The sequence below is a fragment of the Arcicella lustrica genome, assembly GCF_034930985.1.
Lineage (GTDB): Bacteria > Bacteroidota > Bacteroidia > Cytophagales > Spirosomataceae > Arcicella > Arcicella lustrica.
The window spans coordinates 453,081-475,332 of record NZ_JAYGIM010000003.1; the positions used below are offsets into that span (position 1 = coordinate 453,081).

Genomic DNA, 22,252 nt, shown 5'->3' on the forward strand with positions numbered 1-22,252 from the left:
TATTTTATTGACGTTCAATTAATTATCAATCAGATGAAAACTATTAAAATATTACTTTTTCAATCGAAATCTCAGTAGAATCACTGAAGCCCCATTGATAAGGACTATCTAATTGAATTGATTTAATCTTGGTGTTTTTCAAACCTTTAGTATTAAAAAAAGTACTAGCATCTGAAAAACTCTTTACTTTAATATTGGCAATAACTCCTCCTTTTAGTACTGATGGAATTACTCTAAACCTTTCTACACGATTATCGTCATAAACAAAGTTCACAAACAAATAAGGCGGCTGAAAAGCTAATCTGGTAATTTGTCCGAACAAAGAATATTTCAGGTTGAATTTCAAAAAAAGTAATTCATCTGAATCAGGTAAGTCAATTTTTTCAAAAGTCTTTACTGTAACTTTTTTTGCCAGATTGTACTGAACTGTTTTCTTGTTCGTATTTTGCTTTAAAACCAACAGACTGTCGTAACCTACAGATTGTTTAACGGCAAGTGTATCAACAACTTTGTAATTGGCAAGCATACACAGTTTTGTTCTGTCTTCATCCCAAAAAAAGTACTGTTCTCTGTAAGGGAATTCCTGATATAATAAATAATCTGGAGCCGTTGAAGATTGGTACTTCTGGGCGTTCAAACTATCTAAGTAACCAGAATATGCCTGATAAGTTTGCACGATGGGTCTTGGATTATACTTTAGTTTATTAACCATTATATAAGATATTTCCCAAGGCAAAATATCAACTGTTCCTTTACTCAAATACTCATTTACCGAATGGGGGAAACTTCTTTCAAGCACATCTTCTTTGGTATAAGTAATATTTTCATCATCAAATGAATGACTAAAAAATCTTACTACCGAAGAAGTACTGATAAAAGTACCGATGCCTTCAATAGTGGATTCTCGGTGTTGCCAATTTCCTAAGTCTTTCTTAGCTGTTGGCAAAGCTGAAAATACGTAATCTCTTAAATTGCCCGTCCAGTACCAATGAATCGCATTTCTAAACAAAAGACTACAGAGAATCAAAACGATTACTTTTATCTGTATTTTTTTGCTGTTTTCAACCAATAAGATTAACCCTATCATTACTGGGAAAAACAAGAAAAAGCCATATAAATTGGTTGATGATAAAGAAGCAAAACTTTGTTTATAACTCAAAAACAAAGACATTGCTATCAAACAAATCACATAGAAACGGTCTGCAATTAATTCCTTATTGTTTACTTTGAATGGTAGATAGTCCCAACAAATTCCTAGAAACAGAGATATTATCACCAATAATGCCAATAAAGCTAAAACAAGCCTAATTCCATTAATATCGTTCATCACAGCCTGAGCATCTATATATCCATCAATTAATTTTACACCTGATGTCAGGTAAATCAAAATATCAGTTTGTAATATAAATGCCAATATTAACATCAGTACGATAGTCGAACTTGCTAAAACTGTGGCAAACTTTATTGTTAAATAACGCCTTAAAACAAAGAACAATAACGAACCGAACCATATTACTAGCATCGCTAGGCTTAAATTCAGTTTAATAAAAAAGGCAATAATCGTAATGATTGTAACGATGCCTAAACTGTAAATTTTCTTATTTTGTAAAAAGAGTAACAAAAATCCTATTTGAAGAATCAATAATGTAAATGATAAATCTCCTACAAAACGATAAGGGAAAAAACACAGCCCAGCAAAAAACAATGCAATCACTTTTGATGCTGACTTTTTTACGATTTCAATGATTAATACAACAAAACCGACTTGTATTAATAAATGAACTAGAAAAGAAACGAGTTGATAAACAAAACCACTTGGAATATAACCTGTATTTAAAAAGCCCAAAGGGCCATAAGTAAACAAGAAATCCTGTCCGAAACGAAATTTATTTTCAATCGCAACTTTCAATGCAATACACCAAGAGGGGTCGAGTCCTTTAGTATATTCGTGAACACCTTCAAATGTTGGCATCAGAAAAAAAATCATCCACATCCAAGCAATCCAAACGAAGGTTTTTTTTGAATATTGACGCATAAATTACTGATTGACCTTTACATTTTACGTTTCTTATCTTTTAATTGGCACACGATTACTCGTGTGCCAATCTATATATTATTACTCTAAAGTAATCTCTAATGCTAAACCTCTTAATTCGTGAATCAAAACGTTGAATGATTCTGGAATACCTGGTTTTGGCATGCTTTCTCCTTTAACGATAGCTTCGTAAGCCTTAGCTCTACCAATCACGTCATCAGATTTCACTGTCAAGATTTCTTGTAAGATGTTAGCTGCACCAAATGCTTCTAATGCCCAAACCTCCATTTCACCAAAACGCTGACCACCAAATTGAGCTTTACCACCCAATGGTTGTTGTGTAATTAATGAGTATGGTCCGATTGAACGAGCGTGCATCTTATCATCAACTAAGTGACCTAATTTCAACATATAGATAATACCTACTGTTACAGGTTGGTCGAACATTTCTCCTGTCAAACCATTGTATAAGTAAGTACGTCCCCATGATGGTAAACCTGCTTCTTCTAATTCTTTCGCAACCTCAGCTTCAGTACCACCATCAAAGATTGGAGAAGCGTATTTACGACCAAGTTTTTCACCTGCCCATGCTAATACGGTTTCATAAATCTGACCAATGTTCATACGTGAAGGTACCCCTAGTGGGTTCAACACGATTTCAACTGGCGTTCCGTCTTCTAAGAATGGCATATCTTCATCACGTACAATACGGGCAACAACCCCTTTGTTACCGTGACGACCCGCCATCTTATCACCTACTTTCAACTTACGTTTCTTAGCGATATATACTTTCGCTAATTTCACGATACCTGCAGGCAATTCATCTCCTACTTCTAAAACAAACTTCTCACGTTTGTAGCGACCTACTACTTCGTTACGACGAACGTTATAGTTTTTCACCATTTGCAACAACAAGATGTTGATTTCAGATTCTTCAGTAGCATTTTCAAGAATTAAATCAGCTAATAAGTTAGCTTCTTCAGGAACGCTATATGAACTATCGTCACGGTATAAGTTTTTAGCTGGGAACAACGCTTCCTCGATCATACGACCAGTCAATTTCGTTCCTGCTTCAATAATTACCGTTCCGAATTTATGCTTGATACCACCAGAAATTTTACCTTCTAACAATTCAATCATCTTACCAATCATCATTGCACGGATGGCAGTCAAATCTTTTGATAATTGTTTTGATAAAGAAGCGATTTCTTTCTTAGCTTTCTCACGTTCGTCTTTATCTTTCTTAGGACGGCTGAAAAGTTTTGTATCAATTACAACACCTTTCAATGATGGAGGCGCTTTTTTAGAAGCATCTTTCACATCACCTGCTTTATCACCGAAGATAGCACGCAATAATTTTTCTTCTGGAGTTGGGTCAGATTCTCCTTTTGGTGTAATCTTACCAATCAAGATATCTCCTTCTTTTACTTCTGAACCTACACGAATCACACCGCTTTCATCCAAATTTTTCACAGTTTCTTCTGCTACGTTCGGTATTTCCGCTGTTAATTCTTCTTCACCACGTTTTGTATCACGTACTTCCAATTCAAATTCTTCAATGTGAATAGAAGTAAAAATATCATCACGAACAACTTTCTCAGAAATTACAATAGCATCCTCGAAGTTGTAACCTTGCCATGGCATGAAGGCCACTTTCATGTTACGTCCTAATGCTAATTCTCCTTGCTGAGTAGCGTATCCTTCACAAAGTGCTTGTCCTTTTGAAACACGCTGACCTTTACGAACGATTGGCTTTAAGTTGATAGTAGTATCTTGGTTGGTTCTACGGAATTTAATTAATTTATATTCCTTAGTATCTCCGTCAAAACTTACTAAATATTCTTCTGGCGACATATCGTATTTTACTACGATTTTGATACTGTCAACATATTCAATTACACCGTCAGCTTCAGCAACAACTAAAGTACGTGAATCTAAAGCAACACTTGCTTCTAAACCAGTACCTACAATTGGATTTTCAGGACGTAACAATGGTACAGCCTGACGTTGCATGTTTGAACCCATCAAGGCACGGTTAGCATCATCATGTTCCAAGAAAGGAATCAAAGAAGCCGCAACCGATACAATTTGGTTTGGTGCAATATCCATTAATTGAGCCTCTTTAGGATCTACTAATGGGAAGTCACCTTCAAAACGAGCTTTTACACGGTCTGAAGTAAATACGCCATCTTCGTTGTAACGAGCATTTGCTTGTACAATGTTTTTGCCATCTTCTTCTTCAGCAGTAAAGAATGTAATTTCATCTACTTTCACTTTACCGTCTTCAATAGTACGATAAGGTGTTTCGATAAAGCCCATCGAGTTGATTTTAGCATGCACACAAAGTGATGAAATCAAACCGATGTTTGGTCCTTCTGGAGTTTCAATCGTACACAAACGACCGTAGTGCGTATAGTGAACGTCACGAACCTCGAAACCTGCACGTTCACGAGATAAACCACCTGGCCCAAGTGCTGAAAGACGACGCTTATGCGTAATCTCAGCCAATGGGTTGGTCTGATCCATGAATTGTGAAAGCTGGTTGGTACCGAAGAATGAGTTGATTACTGACGAAAGTGTACGAGCATTAATCAAATCAACTGGCTTGAAGTCTTCGTTATCACGAACGTTCATACGTTCTTTGATAGTACGAGCCATACGAGCCAAACCAACACCAAACTGTGCATATAATTGTTCCCCTACTGTACGAACACGACGGTTAGACAAGTGGTCAATATCATCAATTAGTGCTTTTGAATTAATTAATCCGATTAGGTATTTCACGATAGAGATAATATCTGCTTTCGTTAATACTTTTGTTTCCATCGGAATATCATGACCCAATTTCTTGTTGATTCTATAACGACCTACTTCACCTAAATCATAACGTTTGTCAGAGAAGAACAAGTTTTGGATAATATCACGAGCTGTTTGCTCATCAGGTGCTTCTGTATTACGCAACTGACGGTAAATTTGCTCAACCGCTTCTTTTTCTGAGTTAGATGAATCTTTCTGTAAAGTATTATAGATGATGTTATAATCATTCACGTTCATATCTTCTTTATGAAGAATGATTGTGTCTAAATCAGCATCAATGATTGTATCGATATCGTCAGAAGTAATCGTAGAATCACGTTCTAATAATACTTCGTTACGGTCGATAGAAACTACTTCACCAGTATCCTCATCTACGAAATCTTCTTGCCAAGTTCTTAAAACCCTAGCAGCCAAACGGCGACCAACAGCTTTATTCAAGTTAGCACGATCAACTTTGATTTCTTCTGAAAGGCCAAATAAATCTAAAATGTCTTTATCAGAACCATAACCAATAGCACGCAAAAGCGTAGTTACTGGAAACTTCTTCTTACGGTCGATATAAGCATACATTACGTTGTTAACGTCTGTAGCAAATTCAATCCAAGAACCTTTGAATGGGATAATACGTGCTGAATATAATTTAGTACCATTTGTGTGACGACTCTGAGAGAAGAACACACCTGGCGAACGGTGTAATTGAGATACGATTACACGTTCAGCACCATTAATTACGAAAGAACCACGCTCAGTCATGTAAGGGATATTCCCTAAGAACACTTCCTGTTCGATAGTTTCGAAATCTTCGTTGTCTGTATCATTACAGATAAGGCGCAACTTTGCTTTCAAAGGTACTGAATACGTAAGACCACGGTCGATACACTCATCAACAGAGTATTTCGGTGGATCTACTGAGTAATCAATAAAGTGAAGGACAAAGTTTTCACGAGAATCGGCAATTGGGAAGTTCTCAGCAAATACTTTGAAAAGACCTTCGTCAGTACGATTCTCCGCTGCGGTTTCCAACTGGAAGAAATCCTGAAACGACTTAACCTGAATATCCAAGAAATCTGGGTATTCGAGTAAGTTTTTGACTTTGGCAAAAGAAATTCTGCCCGTTTTTGTCATCTGTGTCAAGGCTGTTACTGTTTTGAAGTTTACAATCTGATATTTCTTAATCGGTAAAATGTAAGGGCAATAAAAAAGTCTTTGATGTTCAACAATGGAACATCAAACTGAAAACTTTTGCATTGAAATACCTTTCAATTCCGAATAAAAACATATCTAAAAAATCTTTAAATCAATGACTTACAGCAAATTAGCGTAAGAAAAAAATGGAGCCTCGTAGAAGTGAGTAAATTATTTCCCTTGCATTCTTCCTACGAAAAAAGGATGTGTCTCGGAAATAACTACCTTTATTAAAACTCAATGAGATTTCGTCGAATTTCAACTAGCTTGCAAAAGTACAGATTTTAATTTGATTATCAAGGGATTAGACTAGAAAATTTAAGAATTTTTCAATTTTATTTAATCCCTTCAAAGAATAAATATAAAGCATTACAAACTCTGGCTTTGTTAAGTATTTTTGTAAAAATGCTGTATGCTATAAGCCTTTTTGCATCTTGGCTAAGAGAAAAGCTTGAGCTTTTATGTTTACCTATATCATCTTAAACTAAACAACTTTAAGTCAATCATCCATCGATTATCAATCACTAAATCACAACTCACTCATTCACTCAATAATTCATCAACATGAAAAAAAGCTTATTAACAGGGATTTCACTCCTATTTCTATGTTCACAAACTTTACTTTTCGGGCAATCCGTTCCAAAAAAAGCCCTTCAAGCGATTAATCCTGATGCTATTAAAGCCACGATGACCTATCTTTCAGATGATTTATTAGAAGGTCGCCAGCCCGGAACACGTGGTTTTGCTTTGGCTTCAAAGTATACTGAAACACAATTTATGGCTTTGGGTTTGAAGCCCGCCATCAACGGCAATTCTTATTTGCAAAAAGTACCGCTTAGAAAAGGCGTTGTTCGAGAAAAAGAAAGTACTTTATCTTTGTTCGTCAACGGGAAAGAGGAGGTTTTAGATTACAACAAACACTTTATTTTCAGTCCAAATTTTATCAATGAAAATTCTGAAATCGAAGCCCCTTTGGTTTTTGTGGGCTTTGGCGTTCATGCTCCCGAATTGAATTATGACGATTACCAAAACATTGATGTAAAAGGTAAAATTGTAGTAATGCTCAATGCCGCACCAGAATCTTTTGGTTCAAACGAGCGTGCATACTTTACCAACAATACCGTAAAATTCAACGAGGCAATCAAGCGTGGAGCTATTGGAGCAATTACTTTCAGCGTACCAACCGACAAAAGAAGTACTTGGGATGCCACAGTGCGTCGCTCGAAACAAGGCTCTTTTAAATGGTTGGACGAAAACAATATTGCCAAAGACGGTTTCCCCGAATTGAAAGGAATCGTTATTCTAAACAATGAATATGCCGAAAAACTATTCAGTAATTCAGGCAAAAAAGCAGAGGAAATTTACGCCAATGCTAAAGCTAATAAAGCTCAATCTTTTCCGCTAAATATCATTGCAAAACTGAAAGTAAAAACGGCTTACCAGTTTGTGCAAGGTTCAAATTTAGTGGGAGTAATCGAAGGAAGCGACCCGAAATTAAAAGATGAGTACGTAGTGTATGCCGCCCACCTCGACCACTTTGGTATCGGTGCAGCCGTGAAAAACGATTCAATTTATAATGGAGCTCACGACAACGCTTCTGGGGTTTCTATTCTTTTAGAAATTGCTCATGCTTATCGTGCCTTGCCCAAAGCTCCCAAGCGTTCTATCATTATTGCAGTGGTTACGGGCGAAGAATATGGCTTATTGGGTTCTGATTATTTCGCCAATAATCTTCCTATCAAAGATGCCAAAATGGTAGCCAATTTAGCAATTGATATGCCATTTTTCTTTCACCCGATTTTAGATATTGTGCCTTACGGAGCACAGCATTCAAGTCTTTCAAAACAAGTAGCACAGGCTACGAAAATATTGAATTTAAAGGTTAGTCCCGACCCATTTCCAGAGCAAGTAGTTTTTGTAAGAAGCGACCATTTTAGTTTTATCAAAAAAGGCATTCCAGCATTATTTATCAAAAGTGGTTTTATGACTGTGCCAGAAGATAGCGTTGATAGAAGTAAATCGGACGTAGCTTGGCGAAGTACCATTTACCATACGCCACAAGATGACATGAATCAGCCTTTTGATTTCCAAGCAGCGGCAACACACGTAAAAGTGAATTTCCTAATCGGCTATTTCACCGCCAACGAAAACACAGCCCCAACATGGAACAAAGGCGATTTCTTTGGAGGGAAGTTTGGGAAGTAGCTTTCATGCTTTAAGCTGTAGGCAATAGGCTTTAAGCTTTTTGACGAGTATAAACATAGCTTTTCAGAGTCGTATTGATTTGGGGGGCTATGTTTGTTTTAAGGGGAAAGTAATTTTGAAATGCTTGTTAGGAAAATTAAATAGGTTTAGAGGAAAAGAGTTATTCTTGTTTATTGTTCCATAAATACGTTTGACAGCGGAAGTAGGATATTCGCATAATTCAATGAAAACAAAAGAACTATTAAGCATTATCAAAAATAGTGATTTACCATTTGAGGTGATTAATCAAATAAGTCAAGTAGAGATTTTAGAAAAATTTGTACAAACGAGAGTCCTTCTATTAGATATTTATGGAGTCCGAAATAATATGTTTTCAGATGCTAATTTTAGACAGAAATCAGGAGATACTAATTTTTATGAAGGGCTTAATGAGGTTGTATCCAAATTAGATAAAAGTAAATCTGAAAACATTTTATTTATTGAAGTCAAAACTGAGGAGGGAGATGAAATAAGTCTTTTCTTTCAAGAGAATGATAATTTATTTTTAGGATATATTTATATCTGTTAATGTACTAAAGAATGAAAAGGATTTTAGATTTTTTATATTATTTCATGTATCAACTTAATAGAAGAGGATACAAAAGGAATAATTATGAAAATGCCAGATTTGGTTTAAGTGTGTATATTTTCATATACATTATGCCCCTAAAATTAGTTATTTCTCCTTTAGTAAAACATTATCTAAATACTGATTTTTTAAATGAATATTGGGTTATGTTTTTTTTAATTGTGCCAATATACATTTTCTATTTGGCGGGTAAATATTACAGCCCCAATGGTTCAAGAGCATGGGTTGTAAAACATTATGATAAAACCACATATATTAAGCATCAGTATTATATAGTGCAAATTTTTATAGCTGTTATTGTCTGGTTGATTATTTACTTATCGTGTTTGAAAATAGGAGGCTTGTTAAAAAGACATTTTAATCCGCCTTATGTCTTTGAACAAAGTAATGTTGGGATGTTCAATAAACAAGACCAATTTAAGCGAACACTAATGCACTCTGAGTGCTCTATAAGACCGCTTCAAGTGAACTCTAATGCACTCTGAGTGCTCTATAAGACCACTTCGAGTGAACTCTAATGCACTCTGAGTGCTCTATAAGACCACTTCGAGTGAACTCTAATGCACTCTGAGTGCTCTATAAGACCGCTTCGAGTGAACTCTAATGCACTCTGAATGCTCTATAAGACCACTTCAAGTGAACTCTAATGCACTCTGAGTGCTCTGTAAGACCGCTTCGAGTGAACTCTAATGCACTCTGAGTGCTCTATAAGACCGCTTCGAGTGAACTCTAATGCACTCTGAGTGCTCTATAAGACCGCTTCGAGTGAACTCTAATGCACTCTGAGTGCACTGATGGCATGACTTGAAGTCATACCATCAGTATTATTGGTAATTCCTTATCTAAAGACGTGGAACAGCGGCGATGTAGTTCGTGAGACACGAACTACGGCAAAAAAGCTCACCTCTCATAGCTCAAAGCTAATAGCTCAAATCTCACCCCTTAACGCTATCAAAATACTCCTTCTTCACAATTTTCGCTGTTTTATGATTGCCTGAATGATGCCAGCCCGGAGGCATAAAAATATATAAAACCTTAGCTTTTAGACTTGGGGCTTGATAAACATCTTTCAGCAATAAAGTGATTTCGCCAAAATAAGCATCTAAAAAATCACCTGACTTCATTGGTCTGCTAATACCATATTCTATCACTTCCTCTTCTTTTTCGTCTTGCAGCGTGCCAAAAGCTTTGTCCCAAATATTCAATAGATTACAAAAATTAGTATCCATATATATAGGGTTTTTGGCATGGTGTACTCTGTGGTGTGAAGGTGTAAGAATAATTTTATTCAAAAAACCCAAACGAGCATCCACCATAATATTTTCGCCAATATGAATAAATGCTCCCCAAGTACCATCTATAAACATGATGAGAAATAACAAAGGAGGATTTACACCCAACAAAATACAAATCGTAGTACGAATAATATCAGCATAAGGCCCTTCCAGAAAAAAGTGTGTGTATGTCACCGACAAATTCATGTATTCGGGTGCGTGATGGGTAGAGTGCAAACACCAAAAAAGACGTACTTTATGCCCAAGAAAATGGTAAATAAAATGGGCAAATTCCCACACTACATAACCGTAAATAAACCAATACCAAGTAAATTCTGTCTTGAAAATGGCGTAAGGTTCAAAGAGAGCAATACACAGCCCGACCATTCCGATAGAAATAAACCGAGAAATAAATCGGTTGAAAACGTAAGTAAAAAATGAGATTTTGTATTGCGTAAAAGTAAGTCGGCGATAAAAAAAGGCACGGATAATTTCAAAAAGCAACAAAACGGGAATCAGTGGGCCTAAAGCTTTACCGATGCCGTCTTGGGTTAATAAGGCTTTGTAATTGTCTGTTTCGATAATTTCAATCAGTCCGCCAAAGCTAAAAAAGCCGATGATTTCGTTATAAAGTGTTTCTAAAAATTCCATAGATAATTAGTGAGTTGTGAATGAGTGATTTAGTGATTGTTTTTGATAAAGTCTCATTGAAATTATCCTTTATCAAGTGATTTAATAGTCATGCCATGCGTATTTTTAGCTTTTTTTCTCATCAATAAAAGCGAAAATATAAATACCATTAATAAATTCTCTACTGATTTGTGGGGAGGTGTTTTATTGAGTGATTTTAAATTCAATAAAGAAATCTATTCCGAAATCCGACATCCCAAATCCCAAATCTCTCCGCTTATTAACAATTAAATAAAATAGAGAATGATAGACTTGTGAAGAAGAAGTATGAATTTTGTTGAAAAATAGCTTTTAGCCTTTGGCAATAAGCTTTCATTAACAAACGATAGATAGACAAAACCATGAAAATCTTCCAAATTCTTTTTTATATACTAATTGTTTCATCGACAACTTTTGCACAAAAAACAGCTAAAAAAGTAGTTTTTATGATAGTTGACGGCATTCCTGCTGATGCCATCGAAAAAGCTGAAATGCCTAATTTAAAGAAAATTAGTGCCATCGGAGCGTACAAAAGGGCATTCGTTGGCGGTGAAAAAGGACAATACTCACAAACGCCAACGATTTCGGCAGTGGGTTACAATAGTTTGCTAACGGGTACTTGGGTGAATAAACATAATGTTTGGGGCAATGATATTAAAAAACCGAATTATCATTATTGGAATATTTTTAGGTTATTGAAAAGTCAATATCCCGAAAAGAAAATAGGCGTTTATTCTACATGGTTAGACAATAGAACCAAATTGATTGGCGAGTCTTTGACCAATGCAGGCAATATTAAAATGGATTTTGTAGCCGATGGCTATGAGTTGGACACGCTTACTTATCCACACGATAAACAAAGCGAATACATTCATAAAATCGACGAAAAAGTAAGTGATGAAGCGGCTAAAAGTATCAAAGAAAACGCCCCAGATTTGTCATGGGTATATTTGGAATATTCTGATGATATGGGACATAAGTATGGCGATAGTGAGCAATTCTTCACCAAAGCTTTGGGCTATGTGGACAATCAAATCGGCAAAGTGTGGGAAGCGATAGAGTACAGAAAGAAAAACTTTAAAGAAGATTGGCTAATTGTGATTACGACCGACCACGGGAGAGATGCTAAAACAGGTAAAAATCACGGTGGACAGTCGGAAAGAGAACGTACTACTTGGATAGCAACCAATGCCAAACCTTTGAATAATTACTTTCAGGAAAACCAACCTGCCATTGTAGATATTATGCCTACGATAGCTCGTTTTATCGGACTGAAAATTCCAGCAGAAAATCTGGTAGAAATAGACGGCGTAGCTCTAATCAATCCTGTTTCAGTAGCAAACCCGAATGCAGTTTTAACAAAAGATAGTTTACAAATTTCATGGAAAGCCTTAGAGAAAAAAGGCAAAGTAAAAATATGGCTGAGTACAACCAACCATTTTGAAGAAGGAGGCAAAGACCTCTATGAATTAATCGACACTGTGCCGAATACCCAAGAAAGTATCACGGTAGATGTAAGTCAAAAAAAATCGTCCTTCTATAAAATCTTGATAGAAGGACGAAACAATACGGTGAATCGTTGGGTTTTGGTGAAGTAGTTTACTTCACCAATTTCATCAAAACTCCTACTTTATCCGAATTTCGAGTATAAATCATGACTTTGTTTTGATTGGCTAATTGAATCGTGCTCATATCTCTGACATCACCTTTTAGCATTAAACCAGCTTCTTGATTAGGAACTGAAGTAAATTTACCCTTCCCATTTCCTAATAAGAGCGAACCCATAGAAGCATCATTTTTACCCAATTGTACCCGCCACGGATAGAAATTTCCAGCTACAAGTATGTCTTTTTTGCCGTCTTGATTAAAATCCTCAACAGTAATACAGGAAGCTAATGAAACTTGAGCAGACAAAGGCAAAGTTTTGGCGGTGAATTTACCATTCCCTGCATTTTCGAAATAGGTAGTGCTTAATGTATTAATTTTTAAAGTATTGGCTCCTTTAAGTTGTTCTGGCGAAAGTAAATCTTCTAAACTAGCCTCCGCATAATCTTTATATTTCAAAAACTTCTTCCTAACAACTGGCAATTGATTGGCTAATTCATCCAATGAAGCAAGTGGATAGCTTTTGCCTTGAACATAATAGCAAATCAATGGGTCGATTGTTCCATTTTGGTCGAAATCTGCATAGCAAAGCGTAACAGGCTCTTTTTCAGAAGCTTTAAATTGGGTATTCTGTCCTAAGTTTCCAGCAATAATATCTAAATCCCCATCATTATCCATGTCTTCAATCACGACTTTTGCCCAAAATCCGTTGGTGTTTTCTAAGCCATACTTTTGGATTTGATTGACCAATTGTCCACGCTGATTTTCATAAATCGTAATCGGCATAAATTCTCCTGCAATGATTAAATCTATCCAACCATCTTTATCGATGTCCGTCCAAGACGCCGAAGTAACGATGCCTGGACGACGAAGAGACGACTCTTTTTGTTCAGTTGCATATTTAAAAAGAGGCTTTCCTCCTTTACTTTCATTCCTTAATAAATAACAATAATCAGCTTCTGGAAAGCGACTTGGCATTGAACGACCACCTACGAAAATATCCAAATCTCCATCTTTGTCATAATCGGCAGTGGCAACACAACTTCCGTTACTGGCTAAATCGGGCAGAGCTCCAGAAGTATTTGTAAAAATGCCTTTCCCGTTATTTATATACAGTTGGTCTTGATACAACGGCGAATGAGCTTCTAATTCTGCCCCTCCTCTGACGATGAATAAATCTAAATCTTTGTCATTATCAGCATCAAAAAACGTTACTCCAGCATCTTTTGCAAGACTTTCTTTTACCCAAGGCTGAGAAGGCGATTTTTGAAATGAACCATTACTTTTTTGCAAGAATAATTCTCCAGCCTTTTGTTGGTTTCCACTGATAAAAATATCTTCTAATCCATCTCCATTTACATCTCCTTTGGCAATAAATGGTCCTTGTTTGGAAAGCTGATAAGGCAAAAGCGATTGATGTTTAAAATCGACAAAGGGTGTTTCTTGATGTTGATAATTTAGATTTGACGTCAGTGTATAATCTGAAAAGAGTGGTGATGATTTCGATTCAGGCTGAATATTTGGAGCAATGCCAGTATTACTTTGAATCGTAAGCGTAGTATCCGCTTTTACGTTATTTAAAGTTGTTACTTTGCCATTCGTCCAGTAAATTTTTAAGATTTTAATCTGTTCGTCTTTTCCTAAACCAAAGTGTAAAGCAGGCTCAACGCTACTTTGAAAACCATGTGCAGCATACAATTCTTGCATTTGTGTGCCACTTTTGGTTTGTAGCATTACTTTCGCTCCAAGCGCAAAAGTATTTGCTGTACTTTCTTTTAATTTTAGTTTGATATAATGATTTTTAGAAAGCTGACGACTACGGTTTTCAAAAACCATAGCGGGCGAATTACTGTTATTTACAACCAAATCGAGGTCGCCATCATTATCTAAATCAGCATAAGCCGCACCAGTACTGATAGAAGGTTCTGCTAAACCCCATTTTGAGGTAGTATTTTCAAAGATTAATCCTTCATCTGTATTTTTATTCAAGAAACAATAATTGCTTACTTTGGTGCTAGACATCTTTTTGATTAATTCCCAAGTATTGATTTTTTGTCCTTGTGCTCGGGCTTTATCGGCTTCTTCTTGATAAGTATATTTCAAGAAATCCATATTGGTGTAATCTCGCAAGTATCCATTGGTGATGTATAAATCCTTTTTACCATCATTATCAAAATCACAAACTAATGGACTCCAACTCCAATCTGTATTCGACATACCAGCTAATTGACCGATTTCACTAAATTGTGGAATGCCTTCCTTGTTATTTCCAACATTTACTTGAAGCATATTTCGCATGTTTTGATGATGGAAACCACTATCAACTAACAATTTATAAGTATCGTATTCGTCTGGACCTTTCAGTAATTTTTGACGATGATTATCTTCTGGAAGCATATCCATTGTAATAATATCAGCTTTATCATCATTGTTAAAATCAACAATATCAGAACCCATCGAAAACTTAGAAATATGTCCGATACTCTCTTTGAGGGTTTCAGAGAAATGTCCATTTTTCTGATTGATGTATAAAAAATCTTGTTCGTTATAATCGTTTGTTACGTAAAGGTCAGGCCAAGTATCGTTGTTGACATCGCCAACAGAAACGTTCAAACCAAAATTCAAGCCACTCCCATGTATTCCAGCTTCGTCACTTACATCATTAAAGAAGCCCTTATCATTTCTGTAAAGTCTATTTCCATATTGAGGATGTCTTGTTTTGCGAAGTCGTTGTGTATTAAAAAAGGCATTGTAGAACATTTCGGCATGGTTTACCATAAACATATCTAGGTCACCGTCTTTGTCCATATCAAAAAAAGCTACTTGTGTTGTGTAAGTTCCAACAGCATCTAAACCATATTTTGCAGCACTTTCCACAAAAGTTGGAATACCATTTTTAGTACCAGTATTAATGTACAATTCATTTTTACGCTCAAAATCCGTCCCAGGACCAGAGTAACATACATAAATATCCAATTTCCCATCGCCATTCACATCCGCCATGCTTACTCCTGTTTTCCATCTTTCTCTTCCTGCCACACCAGCAATTTCTGTGATGTCTTCAAAATGAAAAGACGCATCATCCGATTTCCCTTTATTCAGATATAATTTATTTGGCACCATATTTCCAGAGAAATAGATGTCTGATAAACCATCATTATTCACATCGCCGATGGCAACACCGCCACCGTTGTACAAATATTGATACTCTAATAAATTAAGCTTTTCGTCTTCTTGAATATTATTCACAAAGTTAATTCCCGAATTTTCAGGCTTAACAAGCTGAAAAAGGGTTTCATCAGAAGAAGCCGTATTACAGGCATAAATAATTGGAAAAAGCAGTAAAAGGATGAGTCTTGGTTTCATTGGAAAAAATATTAATAGTAAAAGAGGTTATCAAGTAATACTCCTGATAACCTCTTTTTGTTAGTCAAATCTCAAAAATCTACCAACCAGCAATTTGCTTGGCAGCAGGGTTTTTGTCAATTTCTCCTTGCGGAATTGGCAATACATATAATTTAGAGGGAAAATTTCTTGATTCAAAAGCATAACGTGTATAAGTCACGGTATTTCCTGTTTTACTTACTTTCGTACCATAAAGAGGTCCATTCAATAAGCTTTCAGCAATTTTCCATCTACGAATATCAAAGAAACGATGTTCTTCAAAAGCTAATTCAATTCTACGTTCATTTCTGATTTTAACACGCATTTGTTCTTTCGAAAGTCCTGTTTCTAAATCTGGCATTCCTGCTCTTTTTCTGATGGCATTGATGGCATTATAGATAGATGCATCCGGACCTGTAGCTTCATTTTTTGCTTCAGCATAATTCAACAAAACTTCTGCATATCTGATAAAAATCCAATCTTGATCGCTACTTTTTGTATAAATAACGTATTGCTCTTCGTGGAATTTACGAAGCATATAGCCTGTTTTGGTATCTTCTGGTTTACCTGTTACATCTGCACCACCCGGAAATAATTCAATTAATCGTCCACGGAAAGTAGAGCCATTATGTACAACAGTTGCTTCAAAACGAGGGTCAAGATTTGTGTAAGGTTCATTCGCTTTATACAAAGGCGAAGTAGCTTGTGATTTTCCGTCAAGCATTTCATAAGAATCAACAAAATTCTGAGTAGGCACATTACCGCCCCAACCTGCATCACTTCCTCCTTTGATTGATGGCGGTGAGTTAACCACATCAAATCCATTATTCAAGCCAAAATGTACTTTATCTGGTGCTTGAAATTTCTTTGCAAAAACTACTTCATTATTATTTTTTGTTAGAAATAACGTTCTGTAATCGCTGAATAAAGTATAGTCTGTATTGATAACTTTATTGGCTGCATCTGCTGCTGCTTGCCAACGTTCTGCATACAATAACACACGACTTTTCAAAGCATTCGCCGCACCAGAAGTTGCTCTACCTGCTTCGATTGCTCCTTTTTTAGGAAGCAAAGAAGCAGCCTTATCCATATCAGCAATGATAAAATCTACTACTTCATCATACGTTGAACGAGGCAATTGAAAATTATCATTCAAAGTCAAACTTTTACTGATAAGTGGTACTCCTGTTGGTGCACCTCCTGTAGCCTTCATTCCATACAATCTTAAAAGTTCATGATAAATAAATCCTCTCAAGAAGTATGTTTCGCCCATCAATCGGTTTCTAAGGGTTTCATCTTTTAGCCTTACAAGGTTCTCTAGTGCAACATTCGTTTTTCTTACTAAAGCATAATAGTCGCCCCAAGTTTCACCCCAAGGAGTTCCCGAAGGTAAAAAGTTACCAGATTGTAATTCATTAGAGTGCGTCCAAGGCATACAAACGTCTCCATCGTCAGTAACACCATCTAATAAATAGAGTCCTTTTGCCCATCCTTGGTAATTACGGTCAAAGCCCGAAGGCATTCTACCATAAATAGCATTTACAAATTGTGTTGCTCCTTGTGGGTCTGTCCAAACGGTTGCTTCTGTAAGTGAATCTTTTGGTATTTGATTTAAAATATTGCTGTCGCAACTAATTAATAATAATATTGATATGCACACAAGGGTACATCTATACCACAATGCTTTTGTATTTATTCTTTTCATTTTAATGCTTTTTAAAATTATATTTTAAAATCTAAAGTTTACACCCACGTTCCAAATTCTAAATTGAGGATAATCCCACCCTCTACCGCTTGCATTTTCTGGGTCATAGTTTTTAATTTTCGACCACGTAGCGATATTGTTTGCATTAATATAAATACGTAAGCCTTTGATGAATTTTTGCTTTAATTTCTCCACAGGAAGATTATAAGCTAATTCGATATTTTTAAGACGAACATAAGAAGCATCTTTCATCCAGAATGAAGATTCACTATGATTAAGATTACTTACATCAATCAATACACGTGGTTCACTAGCATTTGGGTTTGTTGGCGTCCAACGGTCTAAATTTGCTTTCAAAGCTCCTGAGCCCACAAAAAATGGCCATGCTCCTTCTCCAGCATAATATTGATCTACATTGGTAGCACCTTGGAATAAGAATGAAAATTCAAAGTTTTTGTATTGTACATTTCCGTTGTAACCAAAGATAATTTCAGGTGTATTTGACTTCCCAATAGCTACTCTATCAAGGTCGTCTATTTTATTATCTTTGTTAATATCTTCATAACGAATATCGCCAGGAGCGGTTTTACCAATTTGTTTTGGCGCACTGTTTACTTCCTCTTGTGTTTGGAACAATCCAATCGCTTTTAAACCAAATTGTGTATAAAGTGGTAATCCTGTTCTTCTGATATTTGGATTGTCTGAATTAGCTTCATCGATAAAAACAATTTTGTTTCTCACAAAAGTGAAGTTCCCGCTCATTGAATAGTGTAAATCTTTATTGATTCTATTCTTATGACCCAAAGTAAATTCAACACCACCGTTATTAACTTTTGCCAAGTTTTCAATAGGTAATCCTATACCGAGAAGACTAGGAACAGAAAGGTTTCTATCAGCCAAAATATCACTTCTTTTATCGAAGAAATAATCCACACTTGTTGTTAATTTTCCTTTCCAAAGTGTTGCGTCAACTCCAATATTTAGTTTTTTAACAGTTTCCCAAGTTACATCAGGGTTCGATAAACGTCCTTCGTTAATACCAGGCTGTACATTTCCATTACCAAATACTGCCGAGCTATTTACATAATAAGATTGTAAGTAAAGAAATCTCTGATTTCCTAAACGGTCGTTTCCTAAAATACCATAAGAACCACGAATCTTTAAATAATCAATCGTTGATGATTGCTTTAAGAATGACTCTTGAGAAATCACATAACCCAAAGAAACCGATGGGAAAAAGCCCCATCTTTTGCCCGGAGCAAATTGCTCAGAGCCATCGGCTCTAAAACTACCTTCAAGGGTGTATTTGTCATCATAAGACCAGTTAAATCTACCAACAATACCTTGTCTTCCGCTACTTCCTGAATAACCACTGTTGTTACGATTAGCAGCAGCTCCAAAATTTAACTCATCAATTCCTAAAGTATAGCCATCTCTGGTAGCCCATGTAGAATTCCATGTTTGTGATGTCTGTGTGTATAACAGCAAACCAGATAACACACTTAATCCAACTGTCTTTTTGTAATTCAAATGTGTTTCTAACGTTACAGACTGATTGTCATCATAACCTTGTTCTAATAAACTTGCTCCTTTTGCTCCCTCAGTAAAAGTTCCATCAGGAAGTCTGTTGTAGAAAGGCGTTTTGGTGAAAGTCCAATTTTTATTATTTGTAAAAGTTTTGTCGTAAGCTGCAATTCCCTTTATTGATAAGCCTAAAATAAATGGTATTTGTTGTTCTAATTCTATTCGACCTCTAAACGACTGAATACCTGTTTTTCTATATCCATTTTCAGGCAAGGTTAGGTAAGTTGGACCATTTGAATATTCGCCGTTCGACCATTTGATTGGCGCTCTATTCGGTGGTGTTCCCGACATCCAACGAAATACTTCTGTTGATGCTACGTTGCTTGTTTTTTCATCTCTACCTGAAATATCAAAAGATAACTTAGTCGTACTTGTTACGTTAGCATCTATGTTAGTTCTAAAATTATATCTATCAAAAACATTTGAAGGTATAATACCATCTTGTTTCAAATAGCCAAAAGAAGTTGCATAGCGTACTTTATCAGAACCACCATTCGCAGAAAGATTGTAACTACGCATTAAAGCACTTTTCTTTAATGTAGAAAACCAATCTGAATCTGGATGAGTATCTGGGCTTGAATGTGTACGATATTTCTCTAAGTCGTCAGCTGAATAAAGTGGAGTTTTTCCTTCGTTGGCTAATGCCTCATTGTAGAGTGATGCAAATTCATAAGAATTCAAAAATTGAGGGTTTCTTGTTCGCTCTTGTAAACCGACATTAGAAGAAAAATTGATTTGCATTTTTCCCTCAACACCTCTTTTAGTGGTAACAAGAACGACACCATTACCAGCACGAATTCCAAAAACGGCAGCACTGGCGGCATCTTTCAAAATAGAAAAAGACTGTATTTCACTTGAATTCAATTGAGCAAAATCGCTTGATGAACGTACAATTCCATCAATCACAAAAATTGGTGAAGCGTCTCCAGTTGTACCAATCCCTCTAATCAAAAGAGTTGAACCATCTTTTCCTGGTTCACCAGAACGCTGCGTAGCGATAAGCCCTGCGGTTTGCCCGACCAATGAATTACTCAAGTTTGGTGAAGGATTTTGCGAAATTTCTTTTGGAGTAACAACTGATACTGCTCCCGAAATTTCACTTTTCTTTTGCGTACCATAACCTACAACGATTACTTCGTCAAGGTTTCCAATATCTGCTTTTAGAACAACATTCAATGAAGTTTGCTTGCCAACTGCTACTTCTGTTTTGATATAACCTACCGAAGTAAAAACCAACACTGTTTGCTCGTTAGGAATTGATATTTTATACTTCCCGTTTGGGTCGGTCGTCGTACCACGAGTCGTCCCTTTAATTTGAATACTCACCCCAACAAGTGTTTCTCCTTTTTCATCCGTAACCGTCCCTGTGATAACCTCTTCAATTTTTTCGGATTCTTGAACGATGTTGGTTTTGTTTTCTACTGGGATTTCGTTTTTTCTTTTTAACAGAATTTGCTGTCCAGATACTTCATAATTAATACTTAATGGAGACAAAAAATCTGTTAAAACTTCTGATAAAGGTTTGCTTTCAGCATCAATTGAAACTTTTCTTTTTGATTCAATCAATTCTGGGCTGTACATAAAATTGATGCCTGCTAGTTTTTCAATTTTCTGTAAAACATCCTCTACTTCATTCTTTTTCAAATGAATCGTTACTTTCTTGTTTAACAAATCTTGTGCTTTGGTGTCATGAGCAAAAGAAAAGCTCATGCACAAAACTGATAAGGCGATTTGCAGTAAACTGATTTTCATGATTTTTCGTAAAATTTGATACGATGGCAATTTTTTTTTCATACTTTTGAATGATTTGTTAGTTGGAAAGAATTGGCAAAGCAATCCCCTCATCCATTTCTGGATGTTTGTGTCAAAGCAAAGCGAAGGGGACTTTTTCGGGTGAATGATGCGGGAACATCATTCACCCTTTTTTTATAATTGATTTTAGGAATTAATACAATTTATTTACAGGGTTTTCCAGTGATAATAATTTGCCCATCCGAAACTTCGTAACTCGCTTCTGTGATAGAGCAAATCCATTTTAATTTTTCAAAGAGTGGCTCATCGCCCAGTTTAGCGGTAATGCTACATTTAGACATCACTTCTTCATCATACACAATATCAACACCATAAGATTTTTCAAGAATACTAAATACTTCTGAAATGGGCGTTGCGACGAATTCAAATTTTTGATTTTCAATTGGTAAAGTTAATATCACAGGATTATCAACAATGGCTTTCACCAGTCGAATTTCCTGTCGTTGATAAATGGCTTGTTGATTGGCGGTCAAAACCATTCCTGTTAATTCACGATTATTTTTAAGTTGAGTGGCGTTGTTATCCGTTTGGGTAAATACCGATACTCTTCCTGTTTTTACTATCACTCTGATGTCTTGGTCTTTGCCAAAAGCTTTGATGGTAAAACTCGTTCCCAATACTTTCGTTACCAATTCGTTGGCATATACAAAAAACGGACGTTCTGGATTTTTGGCTACTTCAAAAAATGCTTCTCCAACCAAGTAAACTTCTCTTTTATCAGCATCAAAAGCTTTCTTATAACTCAAGCGACTATCTTTTTGCAAAACAATCGAACTCCCATCTGGCAATTGCACCAACTTGCCTTGTTGTCCTTCATTAATTACTTCTACGAGTTCATTACTTAATTGGGCTTCTAAAACTTGTTGTTGATATAATGCAAATTCTTGTTTACTAGCATCTTTATTCAGCACAAACCAAGTTGCTCCAAGCAATACAATCACTGAAGCCGCAACTGCCCAATAGCGTTTCCAAAGTGGTACCACTTCGGTGATTTCTATTTCTTCGACAATCGTTTTTTCTTCTTTTTTAGCTTGTTGAATAGCTTTCTGAATTTGTAAATCAATATACTGTTCTTCTAAATCAACAGATTTACCTTGTATAGAAAGCAAAAAAGCACTCGCTTTTTCAACTAATTCCTTTCGGGATATATCTTCAGCTACCCAAGATGTCCAATAAGCATCATCTTGTGCATTTTTTTCGAATACCCAAGTCCTAAAACTTGTGTTTTCTAATAGCTCTTGAAACTCTTTATTAGTTATCATATAAATGTTTAAATAGACATTCTACTGCTAACATCCATAAAGTGCGTTTCGGATACTCACAAAAAAGACAATTTTTTAAAAAAATTA

10 protein-coding genes are annotated in these 22,252 nt (G+C 35.9%); 3 read left to right on the plus strand and 7 right to left on the minus strand.

Annotated features, from left to right (window positions below):
- Positions 1–43 precede the first annotated feature (43 nt).
- Both VB798_RS05260 and rpoB read right to left on the minus strand, forming a co-directional pair.
- Complete coding sequence (locus tag VB798_RS05260; RefSeq protein ID WP_323256690.1) at positions 44–2,035, minus strand: hypothetical protein; 1,992 nt, start codon at positions 2,033–2,035, stop codon at positions 44–46.
- Positions 2,036–2,116: 81 nt separating this feature from the next.
- Positions 2,117–5,977 carry a DNA-directed RNA polymerase subunit beta gene (rpoB, locus tag VB798_RS05265; protein WP_323256779.1) on the minus strand — a complete coding sequence of 1,287 codons (3,861 nt, stop codon included), beginning with the start codon at positions 5,975–5,977 and terminating at the stop codon, positions 2,117–2,119.
- Between the two features lie 624 nt (positions 5,978–6,601).
- Between rpoB and VB798_RS05270 the strand changes: the two genes are divergently transcribed.
- Positions 6,602–8,242, plus strand: coding sequence for a M28 family metallopeptidase (locus tag VB798_RS05270; RefSeq protein ID WP_323256692.1), 1,641 nt, complete (start codon positions 6,602–6,604; stop codon positions 8,240–8,242).
- A gap of 223 nt (positions 8,243–8,465) precedes the next feature.
- Entirely contained in the window at positions 8,466–8,810 is a 345-nt protein-coding gene (locus VB798_RS05275) for a hypothetical protein (protein ID WP_323256694.1), read from the plus strand.
- 995 nt (positions 8,811–9,805) lie between these two features.
- Here VB798_RS05275 and VB798_RS05280 read toward each other — a convergent pair.
- The gene (locus VB798_RS05280) at positions 9,806–10,795 is read right to left on the minus strand and encodes a sterol desaturase family protein (protein ID WP_323256696.1); all 990 of its coding nucleotides are present in this window, start codon (positions 10,793–10,795) and stop codon (positions 9,806–9,808) included.
- Between the two features lie 380 nt (positions 10,796–11,175).
- Between VB798_RS05280 and VB798_RS05285 the strand changes: the two genes are divergently transcribed.
- Positions 11,176–12,411: an alkaline phosphatase family protein gene (locus tag VB798_RS05285; RefSeq protein ID WP_323256698.1), complete on the plus strand. Its 1,236-nt coding sequence runs from the start codon at positions 11,176–11,178 to the stop codon at positions 12,409–12,411.
- Between the two features lies 1 nt (position 12,412).
- Here VB798_RS05285 and VB798_RS05290 read toward each other — a convergent pair whose 3' ends face one another.
- The 4 genes from VB798_RS05290 to VB798_RS05305 all read right to left on the minus strand — a co-directional run bounded on the left by VB798_RS05290 (position 12,413) and on the right by VB798_RS05305 (position 22,165).
- Positions 12,413–15,784 carry a VCBS repeat-containing protein gene (locus tag VB798_RS05290; RefSeq protein ID WP_323256700.1) on the minus strand — a complete coding sequence of 1,124 codons (3,372 nt, stop codon included), beginning with the start codon at positions 15,782–15,784 and terminating at the stop codon, positions 12,413–12,415.
- A 79-nt stretch (positions 15,785–15,863) separates the two neighbouring features.
- On the minus strand, positions 15,864–17,507 hold the full coding sequence (locus tag VB798_RS05295) for a RagB/SusD family nutrient uptake outer membrane protein (protein ID WP_323256702.1): 1,644 nt from the start codon (positions 17,505–17,507) through the stop codon (positions 15,864–15,866).
- Between the two features lie 24 nt (positions 17,508–17,531).
- Positions 17,532–20,885 carry a TonB-dependent receptor gene (locus VB798_RS05300; RefSeq protein WP_323256704.1) on the minus strand — a complete coding sequence of 1,118 codons (3,354 nt, stop codon included), beginning with the start codon at positions 20,883–20,885 and terminating at the stop codon, positions 17,532–17,534.
- Between the two features lie 161 nt (positions 20,886–21,046).
- Positions 21,047–22,165, minus strand: a complete 1,119-nt coding sequence (locus VB798_RS05305; protein ID WP_323256706.1) for a FecR family protein — start codon at positions 22,163–22,165, stop codon at positions 21,047–21,049.
- Positions 22,166–22,252 lie beyond the last annotated feature (87 nt).